Source organism: Mycolicibacterium neworleansense, assembly GCF_001245615.1.
Classification (GTDB): Bacteria; Actinomycetota; Actinomycetes; order Mycobacteriales; family Mycobacteriaceae; genus Mycobacterium; species Mycobacterium neworleansense.
This window is the reverse complement of sequence record NZ_CWKH01000002.1, coordinates 1,806,629-1,825,912: the sequence shown is the minus strand read 5'-3', so window position 1 is coordinate 1,825,912 and position 19,284 is coordinate 1,806,629. Positions and strand designations below refer to the sequence as shown.

Sequence of the window (19,284 nt, the reverse complement as noted above, 5' to 3'; positions counted from 1 at the left end):
GGTGGCGCCGGCTTGGCGGCGGGCTTCTCGGCAGGCTTCTGCACCGGCTTGGGCGCCGGACCCGCCTCGGGCGCTTCCTCGATGCTGGCAGCATGCGCGGTTTCCGACACCGCGCCGGGATGCAGGTGCAGACCGATCGCGGCCGAGGTCGCGACGACCAGCGTCACCAGCGCCCCACCGACAACCGACGACAGTGCGCCCACCTTGGTCCAGTGCACGGCCTTGGCCGGGGTGGCAACGGTATTCACCGCGAGCGCCGCGGCCAGGCCCGCGCCACGAGCGAAGGCCAGATCGGATTCGGCCGCGGTGATCACCGCCGCCGGGGTGGACTCGGCCAGCTCGGTCACGATCGGGTCGTGGGCATCGGAGCCCAGGATGAACATCGCGCTGATCGGCCGTCCGGTGAGCGCCAGCAGCCCGGCGAGGTCGGCGGCAAAGGTCTCGGAGCGCTCGATGCGGTCGGCGCTGACGTCGTCGGGCGTCACGATCGCCACCACTGCGGCGTCGGGTTCGATGATGCACACGGCGATGTCGTCGTGCTCGGTGATCTCGGAGATGCCGCTGGCCAGCATGCCGGCCGCCTCGATCTCCGAGACGGCGAAGACATTTCCGTAGCCGCGGTCGTCCAGGGACTGCATGATGTGGCCCGCCAGCGGCGCGGCGTCATTCGTCCAAGTGACGCCGATCGCGTGGATGCGGTGTCCGCCTTCGAGCTCGGTGTCGTCGACCAAGCCCCGCAGCAAGCCGTCGGGGTCGTAGCCGGTGACGTCCTCGAGCGAGATGGCGCCGCGATCGAACGGACGCCCCTCGCCCGTCGTGCCTTCGACGAGCACCCACCGAACGGCTCTCGAAGTCATCGCGAGGCCGAGCACGAGATCCATACCGATCCCCCGATCTGCCTAGTCAGTCGTCAATAAGGTTACCGGTGTGACGGCGCTTACAGGCGGGTGCGGCGATCTACGCGCAAACTCTTCCTCCTGGTATCAACCCGCATTCGCATGGCGGCACACCATAAGCTCGCTGCATATGAGGTACATCGCCGCCGTCTTGGCCGTCACGTCCGCGCTCTCCGGATGCGCTGTCGCGGGCAAGCCCACCGCGGCCCCGGTGACCGACGAATGGCGGCAGGCCGTCGTGGACGCGGTGGCCGGCCTCGGCACGCAGATGGGCCCGATCGCCAACGCGATGGTGACGCCCGACCACATGACCGACTACGGCGCACTGCACAGCGCGTGCACCGACATGCGCGCCTACATCGACTCGGTCCAGAACAAGGTGCTGCCCGGGCCCGACATCAAGGTGAACACCGCTCTGCAGGAAGGCTTCAACGGCTACCGCAGCATGGCCGACCAATGCGTGGCATTGACACCGGCGAACAGTGAGGCCCGGCTGACAAAGTTGGGCAACACCATGGACGAGGCGCACCTGCGCATCAAGGACGCGCTCAAGCTCCTCAACGTCGACATTCCCAAGCGCTGAAACGTGATCGAGACCTCAGCCAGTTAATTAGGTTTCCGTAGCGTCCCTGTTCAACAATTGTTTACCGTGTCGTTACAGTTCCTCCTGCTGTGCATCGTCGTTTTCACCGCATTGATGTTCGACTTCACCAACGGCTTTCACGACACCGGCAATGCCATGGCGACATCGATCGCCAGCGGAGCACTCAAACCTCGCACAGCGGTAGCGCTGTCCGCGCTGCTGAACCTCGTCGGCGCATTTCTGTCCACCGCCGTGGCGGCCACGATCGCCAAAGGCCTCGTCGACGCCGATCTGGTGACGCTGGAACTGGTCTTCGCCGGGCTCGTCGGCAGCATCCTGTGGAATCTGCTGACCTGGCTCATGGGCATCCCGTCCAGCTCGTCGCACGCACTCATCGGCGGCATCGTCGGCGCGATGATCGCCGCGGTCGGCGGCCAAGGCGTGATCTGGCACGGCGTGGTCTCCACCGTGATCGTGCCCGCGGTGTTGTCGCCCCTGATCGCCGGCCTGGTGGCAGGCATCGCCAGCTGGCTGGTCTACCGGCTGATCCGTGGCTTGCCCAAGGACCGCACGATCGCCGCCTTCCGTTACGGACAGATCGGCTCGGCGTCGCTGATCTCACTGGCGCACGGCACCAATGACGCTCAAAAGACAATGGGCATCATCTTTCTCGCCCTGATCTCCTACGGCGCCGTCGACGAGGCGGCCACCATGCCGCCGTTCTGGGTGATCGCCGCCTGCGCCGTCGCTATCGCCCTCGGCACACTCTCGGGCGGCTGGCGGGTCATCCGCACCCTGGGCAAGGGACTCGTCGACACCGAGGCACCCCAAGGCATGGCGGCCGAAGTCTCCTCGGCCGCGACCATCTTGCTGTCCAGCCACTTCGGCTACTCACTGTCCACCACCCACGTCGCCACCGGGTCCATCCTCGGCAGCGGACTGGGCCGGCGCACCGAAGTGCGCTGGGGCGTCGCCCGCAACATGGCCACCGCGTGGCTGATCACCCTACCCGCGGCGGGCCTGGTGGGCGCGCTCACCTATCTCCTGGTGCACGGGATCGGCGGTTTCGCCGGACCGCTGATCGGGTTCGTGGCGCTGATCGCCTCGACCGTGCCCATCTGGCTCAAGTCGCGCAAGCCGCCGATCGACCACAAGAACGTCAACGACGCGTGGCAGGGCAGCCTCACCGCGGTCGAGGACAAGTAGGGACGGGGCACTGACATGAACAACTGGATCAATCTCGTGGCGGTCGGCAAGATCCTGCTCTTCGGCCTGGTGGTGGGCGCTTCCGTGCCGACCCTGTTCGCACTCGGCGTCCGGCTGCACATCGCCGGCGCCATCGCGGACGGCCCGTCAGACGCCGCCCGTCGCCGTCTGCTCATCGCGCTGAGCTGGGTGATCTTCGCGCTGGTGTTGGTCGTGGTTGTCACCGGCGTGCTGTTCATCGCCAAGGACTTCATCGGTCACCACACCGGCATTCACCTGTTCGGCAGTAAGGCGCGCTAGGGCGTCGGCGCCCCTCAGGCCAGCGGCGCGACGGGTGCCGGTGCCGCCGGGGTGGGCGCCGGAGGACTCTGCGCCGGCGCCGGACCGGGAAGGGACTGCGGTGCCGGGCCCATGTGCTGGGCAGGCTGGGCGGCCTGCACGGGCTGGGCGGGCTGGACCCGCGACGGCTGCGACGGGCCGGTGCCCACCAGCGTCGCCGGCGGAGCCGGCCGGGCTTCCTGCTGCGCCCAGTCGTCCTGGAGCTTGCTCGCCGCGAACGCGGCGCCCTGATTCACCAGACCTTCTTCGGCGTACTGGGTGTGGATGCCGAAGCTTCTGCCCTGCGGGTCGCACACCAGGTCGTTGTCGACACACAGATCGATGGCCTTGGCCGTGTAGCCCGGCCCTACCACGACCGAGGGATTGTTGATCACCTTCATGAATCGCGACGACGGCTTCCCGAACAACGCGACGGCCGCAACATGATCAGCAATGTCCGGCGGCATCGGCGCGGGCACGTTGTCCGGTGAAATCCCATCGGGCACAACGCTCGCAGTTACGAAGCCGATGACCGCCGCGCCCTGAGAGAACCCGCCGAGCACCATCTTGGTGTCGGGGCAGTTCGCGGCCGTGGTCATGATGCGCGCCCGCGCATCGGCGATTCCTTGCACAGCGGTTGGGAAGTCGGTGGTGGCCGGGTAATTGACCGGATACACCTCCACCGATCTGGGGCCGACGTTGGCCCGCAACGAATCCACGAACGCCTGTCCGGTGTCACCGACTCCGGGCGCTTCCATCGTGCCGCGGGCGAATATCACCTCAGCATCGGGACACGGTGCCGCATTGGCGGACGGCATCGCCACATTGCTCATCACGGAAGCCGCCCCCGCCATGACGGCTAAACCGGCACTTCCGAGTTTCCCCACCAAATTACTGTGGCACAGCGCAGCATTGAGCGCGCTCCGAGCAAGCACAGGCATAGAGTTCCCTCAAGATCCAAAGAGAATTCTCAGGAAGCGGGCACGTCTCGCCCTCCGCGAATCATTGTTTGCTCCAAGCTCTCTCGGCCCCTCTCGCCGCGGATCCTGGCGATGTTCGCTCAATGTCAGGCGATCCCACCTCGAACCACCCGTCCCGCTGGTAACTTTCGGGCCCTGTGAACTGCGGAGGTGGCGCACGTCACACCTCCTCGGTTCACGTCGGCCGTAGGCCACAGACGTTGCGGCCGCGCCGAATCACCACGATGTCCGAACCCACCAAGGTGGAGAAAGAAGGCGCGGCAATGAAGGGTCGGGGGCAGCAGAGGGAGTCGTTGCGCAGTGCGCGCCGGCAATGCGGTTCATCTCGATGGGGGCCAATGTTATTGGCCGGCGGCGTCGTCGTCGCGGTATCTGCGGGGGTCACGGTCAGCACCCCGACAGCCACCTACAGCGCCGCGGTTCAACTGACCGGCACGACGATCGGCGTGGGTGCGTCATACGACGCATTCGGCTTGAGCATCCCGGTTTTCTTCTACGGAAGCGTCATTCCCGAAGGCGACTCGTACCAGACGATGCCTTATCCCGCGCAGATCAGCATCAGCATCCCGATCATCTCGGACCTGCCGGGACTGTCCGACCTCCCGTACTGGACGCAGTCCCTGAAACGATCCGAGGCGATCGGCGCCGGCTACCTGCTGCAGGACATCGCCGAGATACCGGCCGGTGAGCGGGTCAGGATCATCGGCGTATCGCAGGGCACACAGGTTGCCGAAATCGCGCGAACCGAGATGGCGAAACTCCCGAAATATATTGCCAATGCGGACAATTACGAGTTCATCCTCATCGGCGACCCGTACCAGCCCAACGGCGGCATCCTTGCCCGGCTCGCCTCCTGGAGTGACGTTCCGGTCCTCGGTGACATCTTCCCGTTCGGCCGTCCCGGCCCCACCGACAGCCCGTTCAAGACCACCTTCTACCAAAATCAATACGACGGCATCGCCGATTTCCCGGCCTATTTCAACCCGCTTTCCATCGTCAACTCCATTGCCGGACAGGCCTTCGGGCACGCCTTCCCCGGCTACGTACTGGAGCACGCCGACGCGCCCAACGCCGTCACCACCCAGGTCGGCAACACCACCTACGTGACACTGCCCCAATACCTTCCGATCCTGGCGCCGCTGCGCATACCTGCCTCGCTGATCGGCGCCGAACGATTCGTCGACGCCATCGACCCGGTGCTGCGAGTGTTCGTCGAGATGGGATACGACCGCACCGCAGACCCCAGCCGGGTCAAGGAATTCAGCTGGGTCACCCCGGACGAGAAGGTGACCGAGGCACTCAACCAACTGCCCGGCGCGTTCGAGCAGTCCTTGGCGATCCTCGGCGGCCAGACCTACACCCCCACCCTGCCCCAGCCCATCGTCTCCGACGCCGAACCGGACACCCCGCTGCCGGAGCATCCGGCCGAACCGGTGGGCACCTCGCCGTTCGAGAAGGGACTGCGTCAAGCGATGAAGGACGTGGCGGCCACATTGTCGAACGCCACCCGGCCGCTGGCCAAGGTGTTCCAGTCCATCGGCGGCAAAGCGGTGCCGCCGAACACTGTTGAGTCTGTGTCAGTCGACGCTACGGCCACCGAGAAGTCCGCGCCGACCAAGCGTCACCTGCGACCGGTGAAGGTGCGACCGGACTCCTCGCGCAGTGATGCGGGGCAGCGGAAGACTGTCCGGGCCGCCAAGAAGGCCGCGAAGTCGGCACCCGCGCAGCGCCATCGTCCCTCGGACCACCGGAAGGACCGGGCAAGCTGACCAGGTGAGCATCGCCCGAGTGCGGCCGGAAGTACACCGGCCGCACTACACTCCGGGCCATGGCCAGACCGCCGGCGGCGCCCGGCGCACGCGCAACGCCGGAGACGGCAGCAAAGGCCCGCGGACAGCGCACGATCCGCGGGCTCGACGCCGAGCAGCGTCGCGCCCATCGCCGTGAGCAGTTGTTGACGGCGGCGTTCGAGCTGATCGCGCGGGACGGGTACGCGAACACCTCGATCGAGCAGATCTGCCAGACGGCCTATGTCGGCAACAAAGCGTTCTACGAGGTGTTCGACAGCAAAGAAGACTGCTATCTGGCGCTGCTCGCCCAGATCGCCGGGCAGATCGAGAAGCAGGCGGTCGAGGCCCTGGCCGATGCGCCCGACGATCCCGACGAGACCGTTCACCGGCTGCTGTCGGCGTTCGCGCACGCGCTCGTCGACGATCCCCGGGTGGCCGTGGTGGCCTTCGGGGAATGCGCCGGCATCTCGCCCCGCGTCGAGCGGCTGCGCCGCGAGAACCGCCGCTGGACCGCGGCATTCCTCGAAAACCTTTGGCGGCAACGCGAATTCCCCTGCCTGCCGGACACCGGCGCGGTCGACTATCACGCCCTGGCGGTGTCGACCGTGGGCGGGCTGTTCGAAAGCGTGGCCGACTGGCTGCACCAGCGGGAGACCGACACCGATTCACCGCCCACCATCGACACGCTGATCAGCAATCTGGCGAGCTTCGTCGCGGTGGTGCGCGCCGGGATCGCGGCATCCACGCGCTGAATCTGCGAACCAAGGTTTGCAACAAGAGTCCTTGTTGCAAAAAGTAACTCTTGTCATACATCGCTACCCACTGGTAACTTTCCGGCAGCATGCGACGTGGCGGCGGTCACATTTGGGCTGTAACCGCGCTGGTCGCAGGCACATACGAGCGGCCGCACCATCCGGACGGGCCGCTCGCCACCATGGGGGAAGGAACAGCATGAAGGGTTGGGGTCGGGGGGAATCGGCGCGCGGTACGCGACGACAGCGTGGTGCACGCCGCTGGGGGTCGATGCTGCTGACCGGCGGCGTCGTCGTCGCGGTATCGGCGGGAGTCACCGTCAGCACTCCCACAGCCACATACAGCGCGGCGGTCCGGCTGATCGGCACGACGATCGGCGTGGGACCGTCGTTCGACGGCTTGGGGTTGAGCGTGCCGCTGTTCTTCTACGGCAGCACGGTGCCCGAAGGTGACTCGTTCCACACCGTCCCCTACCCGGCGCAGATCGCCCTCGAAATTCCGATCATCTCCGATCTGCCCGGGCTGTCCGACGTTCCGTACTGGCCGCACTCGCTCAAACGATCCGAGCAGATCGGCGCGGGCTACCTGGCGCAGGACATCGCCAACACACCGGCCGACGACAAGGTCACCATCATCGGCATGTCGCAGGGCACCGAGGTCGCCGAGATCGTGCGCGCCGAGATGGCCAAGGACCCGGATTATGTTGCCAACGCGGACAATTACGAGTTCATCTTCATCGGCGACCCGTACCAGCCCAACGGCGGCATCCTGACCCGCTTCACGTCGTGGAGCGACATGCCCGTGCTCGGTGACCTATTCCCGTTCGGCCGTCCGGGACCGTCCGACAGCCCGTTCAAGACCACCTATTACCAGAACCAGTACGACGGATTTGCTGATTTCCCAGCGTATTTCAACGTGCTGTCGGTCGCGAACGCGGTCGCCGGGATCCTGTTCCAGCATGTCTTTCCCGGGTACGTGCTGGAGCATCCCGACGCCCCCAACGCCGTCACCACCCAGGTCGGCAACACCACCTACGTGATGCTGCCGCAGTACCTGCCGCTGCTGGCACCGCTACGTCTGCCCGCGTCCCTGATCGGCGCCGAACGTTTCGTCGACGCCATGGATCCCGTGCTGCGGGTGTTCGTCGAGATGGGATACGACCGCACCGCAGATCCCAGCCAGGTCAAGGAATTCAGCTGGGTCACTCCGCCGGAGAAGATCCACGAAGCTCTCGACGCGCTACCCGGGGCATTCGAGCAGTCCCTGGCGATCCTCGGCGGCCAGACCTACACCCCCACCCTGCCCCAGCCCATCGTCTCCGACACCCAACCCGAAACTCCGGTGACCGAGCACGCGATCGATCCGGTAGGCACCTCGCCGTTCGAGCAGGGCGTGCGGCAGACCGTGGAGCACGTGGCGGGAACGTTGTCGGACGCCACCCGGCCACTGGCCAAGGTGCTGCAGGCCATCGGTGGTGCCACGGCGCCGCAGAAGACGGTCGACCCGGCCGACAGCCCCGCCCGCCCCGCTCCGGCGGACATCACGGCGGACAGCAAGCTCGGCGCCGAAGCCGAGACCGACGACGAGTCGAAGTCCTCTCCGTCCAGCCGTCACCCGAGCCCCCGGCCGGATGCCCCGCGCACCGACTCCGCACCGCGGCTGCGGGTGGTCCGGGATGCCGCTGCGCCGAAAGCCGTGGCGGACAAGGAGTCGGGCCAACAGGACCGAAAGACCGTTCGTGCCGCCAAGCGTGCGGCGAAGCAGGCCGCGAAGTCAGCGGGTGCCGACCACGACCGGCCCGCCAAGCGCGAGAGCGCGCAGGCCGGTTAACCCTCCGACGGCGGGCGCTGCGGGCGACGTTGGATCCGCAGCGCCTGCGTCGGAACCTGAAGATCGGTGGTCGGCGGGGCGGCCAACACCGCCGTCGAATCCTCCTTCAGGCGAACAATTTTCGGGACAGCTGCCGCTCGCGGTTGCCGCACGATGGTCGGCGGCGCGAAGTCGTGGGCGGCCGGCTTGGCCGGCACCACCTCCGTCGCCGGTTCCGGCACCGGCTTGGCGGCACGGGTTTCGCGCCGCACCAGATACCCGGCAAACGGACCGGTGAACACCATCACCGCGAGCACGAGCAGGCTCAGCACAGACACCGTGACGTCGAAGGTGCTGGTGATCTGCTGGGCCAGGTTGTTGCCGTAGATCGCCGCGGGCGCACCCCCGGCGTAGCGCGGCGCCAGGGCCACCCCGATGGCCACATTCGCCACCGTGAAGACGAACAACACCGCGCTGAAGGCGGCGGCCACCGTCGTCGACGTGATGCCCTGGTCGAGCTGGCGGTGCAGCCACCGCGCCACCAGCGCGGTGATGAGGTTGAACACTGTCATCGCGACGGTGTCATACAGCGCGCGGGGCAGATCGAGCGACCATGCGATCAGGAAATCGACGACCCGCAGTGCGGCCGCCGCGAACGCCCAGAACGCGATGAGGGTCAGGCACTTCTGCGCGGCGCCGCGGTAGGCGCCGATGGTCGGCGGCTTGATCAGGAAGACCGCGTACAGCGTCGTCGGCGCCACGATCGCGGCAGCAGCGGCCCAGGCGAGGTAGCCCTCGTAACCCACGGCCGCCGTCGAGGTGTTCTGGGCGATGCCGTGAAAGGCGTCGATGTCGCGGCCGATACCGGCCAGCCACACCAGCGTGGCCGCGATCGCACCCGAAACACCGATGGCCGTCGTGGCCAGCCGCGCCGCCCCGGTGCGCTCGGTCAGCCATCGAGACGCGATGACCAACGCGATCATCGCCTCCGCGCCGTAGAGCAAGGTGGTGACGATGACGGCGATGTCATGGCCGCCGAATTCGACCTGGGTGACGAACAGGTACCGCAGCCGCCAGTAGAGGTTGAACGCGACCGACAGCGTCGCCAGCGCGATCGAGACGAACCCGATCACCCGGGCGACGGTGTACCAACGCCGAAACTTGTTGTCCTCGATCGTGGTCGACGTGATGGGCGGCTGCCCGGCCAGCAGCGCGCCCGCGACGCCGAGCAGCATGCCCGGACCGACACCCGGCGGGACGGCCCCGGTCCCGCCACTGCTCACTGTCTGCACGAGGTGGTAGCCGACGAAACAGATCACCACGACGAGGTAGGCGGCGCTCAGCCCGAGCCGAACCCGGCTGGTGCGCCGGACGTCGGCCTTGGGCGCGGCCAACCGGAACGGCCCCACGTGGGGGGCCAGCGCGGAGCCGATCGCCAACAACGTCACGGCGGCCAACAGGACGAACGTCGACCCGGCACTACCGGGGACGCCGAGGCCGAATTCGAGGTTCCACGGCAGCAGCATCGCGACGATGAGCAACGCCACGGCAAGACCGTCACGCACCCGGTTGGTCCGGGTGGGTACGTAGCCGACCCGTGGGGGACGCTCCACGACCGACGCAGCCACCGTCGCCACCCCGACGGTGGCGGACGCGTCGTAACGCTCGTCGCTCACGTACCGATTCCTCTCTATGAGTGACAACGCAGCGGGACTCAACCAGCGTGCTCACTTTTGCTCCGGCGCACAAGCAGCGCTGGCAGCCGCATCGTTTGACCACCAAGGTCCGTCGCAGCTGTGCGGTAGCTTGGAAAGTCCGTCGGGGCGCGAGAAAACATCCATAAAGCAAGGAGTGGAGCCGTGGACGTAGTCCTCGGGGTGGCGGTCACCGGGCGTGTGGCGCGCTTGGCCATGATCGGTTCGCCCGCGAGTGGCGGCCAGGTTCTGGACCAGTACGCGCTCGACCTGCCCGACGACCTGGTGGCCGAGATGTCGGAGCTGGCCGAGACCATCATCGGCACCTACCGCGCGGTCACCGAGTCGGGCAATCAGGTCGCCGCGACGCGGCTGTGTGTGCCCGACGATGCGGCCGCCGACACGTTGCGCCAGACCGTGCTCGACGCCGGAGTACCGAACGTCGAGTTGGTGACGGAGGCCGAGGCCGCCGCGGCTCTGGCCCGCAGCGTGGGCGCCGACGCCGCGTTGCTGCTCGCCGACGACGACACCGTGTCGCTGACGACGGTCGGGGAAGACTCCGGGTTGCCGACATCGACGTTGGCCACCATGCCGATCGGCACCGCGGGCATTGCCGCGGCATGCGCAGCCGTGTTGCAGCGCGTGCCCGCCGATGAAGCCCCGGGCCGCGTGTTGCTGGTGGGACAACGCCTCGATCTTGATTCCGTTGCCGCAGAGCTGCGTTCGACGGCACCGGTCGAGGTGGCACCTGACGCGGGCTACGCGATCGCCCGGGGTGCGGCGCAGCTGGTCGACGATTTCGCGCCGGCCAGTGCCTCCACGCAGATGGCGCCCGGCGTCGGGATGCCACAGGATCCGACCCAGATGGCTCCCGCCGCAGCCGATGCCACCCAAATGGCACCCGCCGCAGCCGATGCCACCCAGATGGCTCCGGCCGCCGACGCCACCCAGATGGCCCCGGCACCCGCCGACTCCGCCGCGGTCGGTCCCGACCTGGCCTACTCGCAGGAGGCCGAGGACGATCCCTGGGCCGACGAGATGCCGATGGACGCGGTCAACGAGTTCGTCCCCGAGCAGGAGGACGACCCCGACTACACGACCGTCATCGCGCCGCCACCGCCCCGCATGCTGCTGATGGGCAGCGCCCTGGCGTTCGTCGTGGTCAGCTTCGCCACGCTGGCCACCGCGGTCGCGATCAACGTCCGGCCCACCGCCGATGTGCGCGCGCAGCCCGCACCCGCCCAGCAGGCGGACACCGTGCCCGGCAACTACCTGCCACCGGTGCCACACGAGCCGGATCCGGTGGCCCTGCCGGTCTCGGTGCTGACCCCGCCACCCGCGGCCCCAGCGGCGCCCAAGGTGCGCTCGGGCACGGGTAACCAGCAGGTCAACCAGGCTCCTCAGGTGGCACCGCCTGCCGCGCCCCCGGCAGTGCCTGCTCCCCCGCCTGTCGAGATTTCACCGGGCCCGGTTCCGGTCCCGGTCCCGGTGCCTCTTCCCGTTCCGGTCCCGATTCCGCCGGTCGTGTGGCCGACGCTGCCGTCACCGTGGGTGCCGACGACCCCGCCGACCACCACGACGGCGCCGCCCACCACGACGACGAAACCGCCGACGACGACCACCGCGCCGCCGACCACGACAACGGCACCGCCGACGACGACCACCGCGCCACCCACCACCACGACGGCGCCGCCCACCACGACCGTGGCGCCGCCGACCACAACGGTTCCGACGCACACGTCGACGGAGGCGTCGGTGCCGACGATCGAGGCGCCGGCCCACACCGCGCCGGCCTACACACCCCCGATCGAGCAGCCCGCAACGCAGGCCCCGGTGACTCAGGCGCCGGTGACAACGGTTGCGCCGCAGTACCCGTCGAGTGGCGGGTCATCCTCGGGCGGCTCGTCGTCCAGCGACGGTGGGTCCTCCAGTGGCGGCCTCTTCGGTGGCGGTAGCGGCTCCGGTGGCGCGGTGACGACGATGCCGGTCAGCCCCTGACCCGCGGCAGTCAGCACGGTGCGCACGGTTGTCATGTCGCCAGCGTGGGCAGGAATCTGCGCCCCACCCACTTGGCCGTTTCGATGGCCAGGAAGATCACGATCGACAACGCGATCGCGACCGCCCACCCGCGGTACGTGATGGGGGCCGAATGGAACCAGGTGTGCATGAACGGCGCGTCGGTGAAGACCAGCTGCAGGACGATCATGGCGCCGGCCATCCGCCACACCCACGGATTCCCCCGGAACACCTGGGGCCGCAGGCTCGATGAGGTGACGAAGCGGCAGTTCAGCAGATAGGCCAGCTGGCCCAGAGCCAACATGTTCACCGCGGCGGTCTGGGCCACGGCCAGCGGGTACCCACCGGCCCGGGCCACGAAGAACTCAGCCAGGGTGGCGCCGGCGACCAGGATCGACACCAAGGAGATCATTGCGACGTCGGCCCGGTTCACCAGCGCCTGGCTCGGGGTGCGTGGCGGACGACGCATGAGGCCGTCCTCAGCCTTCTCGAACACCAGCGCGAGCGACAGCGTGACCGACGTGACCATGTTCACCCACAGGATCTGCACCGGCTGCAACGGCAGCGCGAACCCGGCCAGGATCGCGACGAGAATGATCAGCGATTGGGCGCCGTTGGTGGGCAGCATGAACAGCACTGACTTGCGGATGTTGTCGTAGATCCGCCGTCCCTCTTCGACCGCCCGCTCGATGGTCGCGAAGTTGTCGTCGGCCAGGACGATTCCGGCGGCTTCCTTGGTCGCCTCGGTTCCCTTGATCCCCATCGCGACCCCGATGTCGGCGCGGGTCAGTGCCGGTGCGTCGTTGACGCCGTCGCCGGTCATGGCGACCACCTTGCCCTGGCCCTGCAGTGCGCTGACGATGCGCAGCTTGTGTTCCGGGCTGGTGCGCGCATAGACGTGGACTTCGTCGGCCACCTGCCGCAGCCGGGTCTGGCTCATCTGTTCCAACTCGGCTCCGGTGACGACCCGTGGTACGTCGCCGGCTTTGATGATGCCCATCTCGCGCGCGATGGCCTGCGCCGTTCCGGCATGATCACCGGTGATCATGGTGACCTGGATCCCGGCGGCATGGCAGGTCTCGATCGCCGCGATGGCTTCGGGGCGGGGTGGGTCGACAATGCCGACGACGCCGAGAAACTCCAGTCCGCCTTCGACGTCGCCGATGTCGACGGTGTCCGAACCGGCCGCCGGCCGCCGGGCCGCGGCCAGCACCCGCAGGCCCTGTCCGCTCAGTTCGTCGATGCGGGCCTCCCACGTGGTGCGGTCGAGCGGCTCTGGGGATGCGCCGCCGGCCTGGGTGGCCGACCGGTCGAGCAGCCGGTCCGGTGCCCCCTTCACGTACAGGTAGCGCTCACCGACGGGAGCGTCGTTGAGGGTCACCATGAACTTGTTGGCCGACTCGAACGGCACCACACCCAGACGTGGCCAGTCCGCATCGTCGATCTGCGCCTTGAGCGTCAGCGTGCGCAGCGCGCCCTCGGTCGGCTCGCCCACCACCCGCCACTGACCGTCGGCCTCATCCAGGCGGGCGTCGTTGCAGACGGCCATTGTCGTCAACAACGCTGCCAGGTCGGGATAGTCGGCCGGCGTGATCGAGGTGCCGTCGAGTTCGAGGCCACCCTCGGGTCGATAGCCGGTGCCGGTGACGTCGAACAGGTGACGCGCGGTGGCGACGGTGCGGGCGGTCATCTCGTTCTGGGTGAGCGTGCCGGTCTTGTCCGAGCAGATGACATTGACCGCGCCCAGCGCCTCGACGGCGGGGAGCTTGCGGGTGATCGCTCGTCGGCGGGCCATCTGCTGCACCCCGAGCGCGAGGGTGATGGTGACGACGGCGGGCAATCCCTCGGGTATCGCGGCGACAGCAAAACCTATTGCCGCCGTGATCAATTCACCCACCGTGAATTGATGCACCAGTTTGCCGATCACCAGCATCACCGCTGCCGCACCCAGGATGCCTACCGACAGCTGACGGCCGAACCGAGCCAATTTGCGCGTCAGCGGTGTTTCGATGGTTTCCACATCGGCGATCAGCGCTTGGATCCGGCCGATCTCGGTGCTCGTTCCGGTGGCGGTCACCACGCCGGTACCCGAACCCGCCGCGACAATCGTGCCCGAGTACACCATCGACATCCGATCGCCCAGTCCGGCGTCGGGGCCAACCTCTGTCACATCCTTCTTGGCCGGCAGCGACTCACCGGTCAGCGCCGACTCCTCCACCCGCAGGTTCGCCACGGCCAGCAGCCGCATGTCGGCCGGAATACGGTCCCCGGAAGCAATCCGCACGATGTCGCCGGGCACCAGGGTCTGCGCGTCCACCTGCTGCCAGTGACCGTCACGACGTACCTGTGCGGTCACCGACAACATGCCCCGGATGCTGTCGAGCGCCCGCTGGGCCCGGCCTTCCTGAATGAAGCCGACAGCGGCATTGATCACCGCGACCGAAATGATGACGGCGCAGTCCACCCACTCATTGAGGATGGCCTTGAGTACACCCGCAGCGATCAGGATGTAGATCAAAACATTGTTGAAGTGCGTGAAGAATCGCAGAATCGCAGGCCGAGGACGCTTCTCGGGGAGCTTGTTCGGCCCGTGGGCGGCCAGCCGCTCCCGCGCACTGTCACCATCCAGCCCGTCGCCCGAACTGCCCAGGACCTCAAGCACTTCGATCGCGCTGCGGGAATGCGCGAGCGCGCTGACCAACGCATCCTCTGCCGGGGCGGTGATTTCCGCCATATTCGGATAGTGCCCGGCGCGGCGGCGCCACGCAATCGGTAGTGCGCCACGCCGCGGCGATCGGGCACCTCCGACAGCGGATACCTTGGAGGTGACCGACCGTTGCCCGAAAGGAAACGCCGCAGTGGCCAAGAAGCGCTGGAAGGACCTGTCCCCCAAGACCAAGACGGCCGTGATCGCGGTGGCCGCAGTGGACGCCGGGCTTCGGGCCTGGGCGCTGCGTGACCTGGCCGGCCGCGAGGCCGGCCAGGTCAACGGCCCGAAATGGTTGTGGGGCAGCGCCCTCGGACTGCTGAGCACTTCGGGCGTCATGCCCGTGATCTATCTGGTGGCCGGACGCAAGTCCTGACCTACGTGCCCTTCACGTTGAGCACCTGACGGAGCTCATGCTCGATGTCGACGAGGCCGGCGGCGTCGGCCATCACGACGTCGATGTCCTTGTACGCATCGGGGATCTCGTCGATCCACTCCTCGCCGTGGCGATACTCGATCCCCTGCATCCGCTGTGCGAGGTCGTCGGCGGTGAACCGGCGGCGTGCCTCGTTCCGCGAGAACCGGCGACCGGCTCCGTGCGGGGCTGAGCACAGACCAGCGGCATTGCCCTTGCCGCGCACCACATAGGAACGCGTCCCCATGCTGCCGGGGATCAGCCCCACGACGCCGGTGTGCGCGTCGATCGCGCCCTTACGCGTCAACCACACATCGCGGCCACCATGACGCTCCTTGCGGGTGTAGTTGTGGTGGCAGTTCCCGGTAAGGATGTTGTCGGCCAGAGCAAACGAGTGGGTCCCGTCCACTGTCGCGCAGTAGACGTCTGTCCACTCGCCAGTAGGGCGCACCAAAACACCCCGCCAGTGGCGACGTTCGGCTGCGCCGCGGCCCGCCTCGAATCTCCGCCGATGCTCGGGGATTAGAAAGAACTCCCCGTCGAGGTCTCCCCGCATCAAGCCGACGAGATACTGGGTAACAAGCCTTCCGTTGCTGTAGCCCGTTTTCCCGATGCGGGCCCTTATTCCAAATGTTCCGATTCCGACGACCTGACACGCCGTCCTGACGTACTCCAGGTTTTCGATCGATGCCGACGAAAGGGTGGGGCGGCCGGTTTTGCCGACATCGCCATCAGCCGCGAAGTAGCCTGCGAGCCAGCCGTAGAGGACCGACGGGTCCGAGTCGAGCGCAGGGCGGTCCGATTTCCATTCGCCCGGCAGACCCGTTATTCGTTTAACTTCGCCATATGTCCGCAGTGGGTTCCCGACGCCGTTGAAGTAGGGAATCATCGCTTCGTCTTTGGTGCCGCAGAAGTTCGCGCAGGACCTACGCCCCTTCATTGCTCCGTCGCCGTACACGAAGCCACGCGCTGCCGAGAGCTGGTCAACGGTCGTCCGGCCAGCTGGTTGCTTGGCGAACACCGGCTGCATTTTGTCGCCCGGATTCAGCTTGGCTGTGGTCGCCTCGTACTTGCGGCCACGTCGGGTAAGCAGGAGCCATCGGTGCTCGGCGGTGGCCCGGATCGTCTTTAAGACACCGGATCGGATCAGTGTGACCTCAGTTACCTCCTGACGACCGAAGTGCATGATGGGGGCCTTAACCCACTCGCCGCCATCGGTCAGCAGCTCATGTTGTCCTCCAGCCAGAGCCTCAATCGGCCTCGTGCCCATGCGGGTAATTACCTGAGTTTCACCCGCGAAGCAGTTCACCCGCTCGACTTCGAAGTCACCCGCCGTGTGCGGCCGGTCCAATTCGGCATAGCCCATCCACGCGGCGAACACCGACATGAAGCGGTCCATCATCTCGGCGCGGTTCTCGAACGCGAACCGCTGCGCCCAGTTGAGCTCGCGCAGATATTCGGTGAACTCCGGGGTGCCCTGGGGCAGGTAGGCGAGGTCGGGGTTCGGCAGGTCGATCCACCATCGCTTCATGAGCTTCTGCGCCACCCGGATGTGCTTCTGGGCGATCTTGTTCCCGACACCGCGAGAACCCGAATGCAGGAACAGCCACACCCGGTCGGCCTGGTCGAGGCACAGCTCGATGAAGTGGTTGCCCCCGCCGAGCGAACCGAGCTGCTCGCGCCACTTGGGCGAGTGGGACAAGTCGGTTCCGCCATCCTGGGCCAGGTGTTCGAGGTCGGTGATGCGGCCCTCGGTGAACGGGAACCGGCCGAGCGTGGTGTTGTAGTTGCCCGGCGACAGCGGGATCGTCGACTCGATCGCCGTCCGAAGCGCGGCCAGATCACGGCCCTGGATGTCTGCAGCGGTGAACTCCGTGCGGGCAGCGATCATGCCGCAGCCGATATCGACGCCCACCGCGGCCGGGATCACCGCGTCGATCGTGGGAATCACGGTGCCGACGGCAGACCCCTTGCCGCTGTGCGCATCTGGCATCAGCGCGACATGCGGGTGCACGAACGGCATCGAGGCGGTCTGCTTCGCCTGCTCGATGGTGTTGTCGTCGACATGGCTGGCGAAGTTCACCAGCTTGGGGTCGCCGACGCGGTGCGTGGTCATGACATCGATTCTCCCGACGCTGTCGAGGCGTTTGTTCATCCTGTCGCCCACGATCATCAGCGCCATGAAGTCGTGCGGGCCGCCACCCTCGATCGGTGGGTTTAGCCCGGCCGACCGCCGGGAATCACATGCCGGCGGGTTGGCGGATTTGACCTGCGCAATGACGGATTCACCAGGATATTTCGGAGCGTTGCATGGCGCAATGCGCGCGCCGGATTTGACGGGAAACGGTACTGGCGCGCCAAAATAGAATTCGATCGCGTAGGCAAGGTCGGAACCCGGGGGGTCCGATGAAACTTGGTTGGTATGTGTTCCTGCACCGCCCTGACGGTGGCGTGATGCCGGTTGCCGGTTTCTGGCGCAAACGGAGCGCGCTGCGGTGGGCCGACGAGCACGCCGAACCGGATCAGCAGCTCGAGGTCCACCGGTTCAACTGGTGGTCGGCCGACGCTGCCGGCCAGCGGAAGGCAGCCGACCCAGCGAGCGGATGCCGCGGATCCGACGACGGCCACTAGCCGCGCCGACACCCGGATTCACCCGGAAACCAAACAGGCCCCCTCGAAAGGGGGCCTGACTTGGGTGGCAGATGCAGGATTCGAACCTGCGTAGGCGTAAGCCGACGGATTTACAGTCTGTCGATATGGGCGTTTGCCAGCGTTGGCCGCAGCGGCTGGGCGCTGATATATGCCCTACTACATGCCCTTTTCTGGACTGGTTCCGTTTGGCTCCGTCGGCACGGTTCGGCAGCACTGCGGTACACACTGCGGTACCGAACCAAGTAGTGCAGATGCCCCAAGGGTTACCGATCCCGACGGACACCGGACTGTTGCCCTGGTGGATGAGGGCCTGGAAGCCCGGGAGCAATCATTAAGGGGCCTTGGGCAACTTCTGGACCAATTCTTTTAACGTCTCAAGTAACTCAGGGGGCACAGCCGAAATGCGGTCACCGTCTGTAGCACCATCAAAATTGGGCGTGGCAAACACATTCTTTCCTAGCTCAAGAATTAGCTGTTGACGCGCCTCAGCGCTGGACAACTGTTGAGAAAACGCTGGAATCGTGTTCACCTGCACAGCAGCTGCCTTTGCCCACCTCGCCAAAGCGCGATGGTGGCCCGCGATACGTGCCACATATGATGCAGCACCGATCAGCGGAAGAGCCAAAGCCAAATGGAATAGCGTCGGAACCCAGTCCGCCTCGTCACCCCTGATAAACACAATAATTCCCAGCGCCAAAACACCGGCGATAGATCCAATAGCTGCAACCGTCCACCACATCGCAGACTGTTGCTCGTCTTTAGCGACAGACGAGAAGTAGCGACCGAGCCCACTTGCACCAGCCTCACCGGTAGCACTTCTGGCCATGTCCCGTAGGCTTTTGGTTTCGTCCAGCAAGCTGATCGTCTCGGCCGCCGCTTCCCTAGCTACTTCAGCTGCCGCGCCAGCTTCTAGCGCCGTCCTAAGCCCGAGTTCTATTCCCTTGATACGTTTACGCCACCGGTTCAGAGCCGATTTCTCGGAGGCTGATTCCGTCACGAACCCTGATGGCATCCAAGAATTTAGACTTACGCCCCACGTAATATCCCCGTCGATCGCGTCGAACCATTGCTTAATGAAATCGACAGGAACATCTGCAGTGGGGATATCCCCCTCAAGAATTCCTCTACTAATATTTTCCGTGGCGGACCCCAATTCCCTAATCTTCGCGGGGTCAATGTATTGAACCAAGTAGCGTGGTTCGCTATCTTTGCCAGTAAATATCTTTGCCGAGTCGACAAATAAAACATCCGTAAGCAATTCGTACAGATCAGCGAGCGCCCTGGCTGTACGCTCATCATAAACTTTTGCCAGCTGCCGCATGTGGTCGGATAGCTCAGCTTCCGGCGTTTCTCCATTAATGCGATTCAAAACGTTTCGCGTGTACAACAGAACCCCGTGGACCTTCTCCCAATCCGCTCCCCAAGTGGGGTCAGCGCGCCACAATAGGGGTTCCGACTCCGCCTC

Annotated in this window: 15 protein-coding genes and 3 pseudogenes; 10 read left to right on the top strand and 8 right to left on the bottom strand. The window is 66.3% G+C overall.

The window, feature by feature from the left end; genetic code table 11:
• The coding region (locus BN2156_RS24420; RefSeq protein ID WP_090517399.1) for a DUF7159 family protein at positions 1-881 on the bottom strand (881 nt) is incomplete at its 3' end.
• A 145-nt stretch (positions 882-1,026) separates the two neighbouring features.
• On the opposite strand from BN2156_RS24420, the gene BN2156_RS24415 reads away from it, so the two are divergent.
• The 3 genes from BN2156_RS24415 (at position 1,027) to BN2156_RS24405 (ending at position 2,985) form a co-directional block, all read left to right on the top strand.
• The gene (locus BN2156_RS24415; RefSeq protein WP_090517398.1) at positions 1,027-1,479 is read left to right on the top strand and encodes a hypothetical protein; all 453 of its coding nucleotides are present in this window, start codon (positions 1,027-1,029) and stop codon (positions 1,477-1,479) included.
• A gap of 66 nt (positions 1,480-1,545) precedes the next feature.
• Positions 1,546-2,685 carry an inorganic phosphate transporter gene (locus BN2156_RS24410; protein ID WP_090517397.1) on the top strand — a complete coding sequence of 380 codons (1,140 nt, stop codon included), beginning with the start codon at positions 1,546-1,548 and terminating at the stop codon, positions 2,683-2,685.
• A gap of 15 nt (positions 2,686-2,700) precedes the next feature.
• Entirely contained in the window at positions 2,701-2,985 is a 285-nt protein-coding gene (locus BN2156_RS24405) for a hypothetical protein (protein WP_090517396.1), read from the top strand.
• Between the two features lie 14 nt (positions 2,986-2,999).
• Here the strand turns inward: BN2156_RS24405 and BN2156_RS24400 are convergent, their stop codons facing one another.
• Complete coding sequence (locus tag BN2156_RS24400; RefSeq protein ID WP_090517395.1) at positions 3,000-3,857, bottom strand: cutinase family protein; 858 nt, start codon at positions 3,855-3,857, stop codon at positions 3,000-3,002.
• A gap of 464 nt (positions 3,858-4,321) precedes the next feature.
• On the opposite strand from BN2156_RS24400, the gene BN2156_RS24395 reads away from it, so the two are divergent.
• The 3 genes from BN2156_RS24395 (at position 4,322) to BN2156_RS24385 (ending at position 8,356) form a co-directional block, all read left to right on the top strand.
• A complete protein-coding gene (locus BN2156_RS24395) occupies positions 4,322-5,752 on the top strand; it encodes a PE-PPE domain-containing protein (RefSeq protein WP_090517394.1) in 1,431 nt (476 codons plus the stop codon).
• Between the two features lie 59 nt (positions 5,753-5,811).
• Positions 5,812-6,525 (top strand): TetR/AcrR family transcriptional regulator, encoded by a 714-nt coding sequence (locus tag BN2156_RS24390; protein ID WP_090517393.1) that lies wholly within the window; start codon positions 5,812-5,814, stop codon positions 6,523-6,525.
• A gap of 199 nt (positions 6,526-6,724) precedes the next feature.
• Positions 6,725-8,356 carry a PE-PPE domain-containing protein gene (locus BN2156_RS24385; protein ID WP_235625463.1) on the top strand — a complete coding sequence of 544 codons (1,632 nt, stop codon included), beginning with the start codon at positions 6,725-6,727 and terminating at the stop codon, positions 8,354-8,356.
• Here the strand turns inward: BN2156_RS24385 and BN2156_RS24380 are convergent.
• Positions 8,353-10,011 (bottom strand): DUF7937 domain-containing protein, encoded by a 1,659-nt coding sequence (locus BN2156_RS24380; RefSeq protein ID WP_090517391.1) that lies wholly within the window; start codon positions 10,009-10,011, stop codon positions 8,353-8,355. The two genes, BN2156_RS24385 and BN2156_RS24380, sit on opposite strands and share 4 nt — an antisense overlap.
• A gap of 183 nt (positions 10,012-10,194) precedes the next feature.
• On the opposite strand from BN2156_RS24380, the gene BN2156_RS24375 reads away from it, so the two are divergent.
• Entirely contained in the window at positions 10,195-12,027 is a 1,833-nt protein-coding gene (locus BN2156_RS24375; protein ID WP_162490922.1) for a DUF7159 family protein, read from the top strand.
• Positions 12,028-12,058: 31 nt separating this feature from the next.
• Here BN2156_RS24375 and BN2156_RS24370 read toward each other — a convergent pair whose 3' ends face one another.
• The gene (locus tag BN2156_RS24370) at positions 12,059-14,779 is read right to left on the bottom strand and encodes a cation-translocating P-type ATPase (RefSeq protein WP_090517389.1); all 2,721 of its coding nucleotides are present in this window, start codon (positions 14,777-14,779) and stop codon (positions 12,059-12,061) included.
• Positions 14,780-14,903: 124 nt separating this feature from the next.
• On the opposite strand from BN2156_RS24370, the gene BN2156_RS24365 reads away from it, so the two are divergent.
• Positions 14,904-15,128, top strand: a complete 225-nt coding sequence (locus tag BN2156_RS24365) for a hypothetical protein (protein ID WP_090517388.1) — start codon at positions 14,904-14,906, stop codon at positions 15,126-15,128.
• A 1-nt stretch (position 15,129) separates the two neighbouring features.
• On the opposite strand, the pseudogene BN2156_RS24360 reads toward BN2156_RS24365, so the two are convergent.
• The 3 pseudogenes from BN2156_RS24360 to BN2156_RS24355 all read right to left on the bottom strand — a co-directional run.
• A pseudogene (locus BN2156_RS24360) lies at positions 15,130-15,606 on the bottom strand (RtcB family protein); the annotation flags it as partial.
• 204 nt (positions 15,607-15,810) lie between these two features.
• A pseudogene (locus BN2156_RS31545) lies at positions 15,811-16,056 on the bottom strand (LAGLIDADG family homing endonuclease); the annotation flags it as partial.
• Between the two features lie 411 nt (positions 16,057-16,467).
• Positions 16,468-17,250: pseudogene (locus BN2156_RS24355) on the bottom strand (RtcB family protein); the annotation flags it as partial.
• Here BN2156_RS24355 and BN2156_RS31280 point away from each other — a divergent pair.
• Positions 17,146-17,388, top strand: coding sequence for a hypothetical protein (locus BN2156_RS31280; RefSeq protein WP_235625492.1), 243 nt, complete (start codon positions 17,146-17,148; stop codon positions 17,386-17,388). The pseudogene BN2156_RS24355 and the gene BN2156_RS31280 sit on opposite strands and share 105 nt — an antisense overlap.
• 185 nt (positions 17,389-17,573) lie before the next feature.
• Positions 17,574-17,798 (top strand): hypothetical protein, encoded by a 225-nt coding sequence (locus tag BN2156_RS24350; protein ID WP_090517387.1) that lies wholly within the window; start codon positions 17,574-17,576, stop codon positions 17,796-17,798.
• Between the two features lie 352 nt (positions 17,799-18,150).
• Here BN2156_RS24350 and BN2156_RS30615 read toward each other — a convergent pair whose 3' ends face one another.
• Complete coding sequence (locus BN2156_RS30615) at positions 18,151-19,140, bottom strand: hypothetical protein (protein ID WP_131725203.1); 990 nt, start codon at positions 19,138-19,140, stop codon at positions 18,151-18,153.
• Positions 19,141-19,284: the final 144 nt, after the last annotated feature.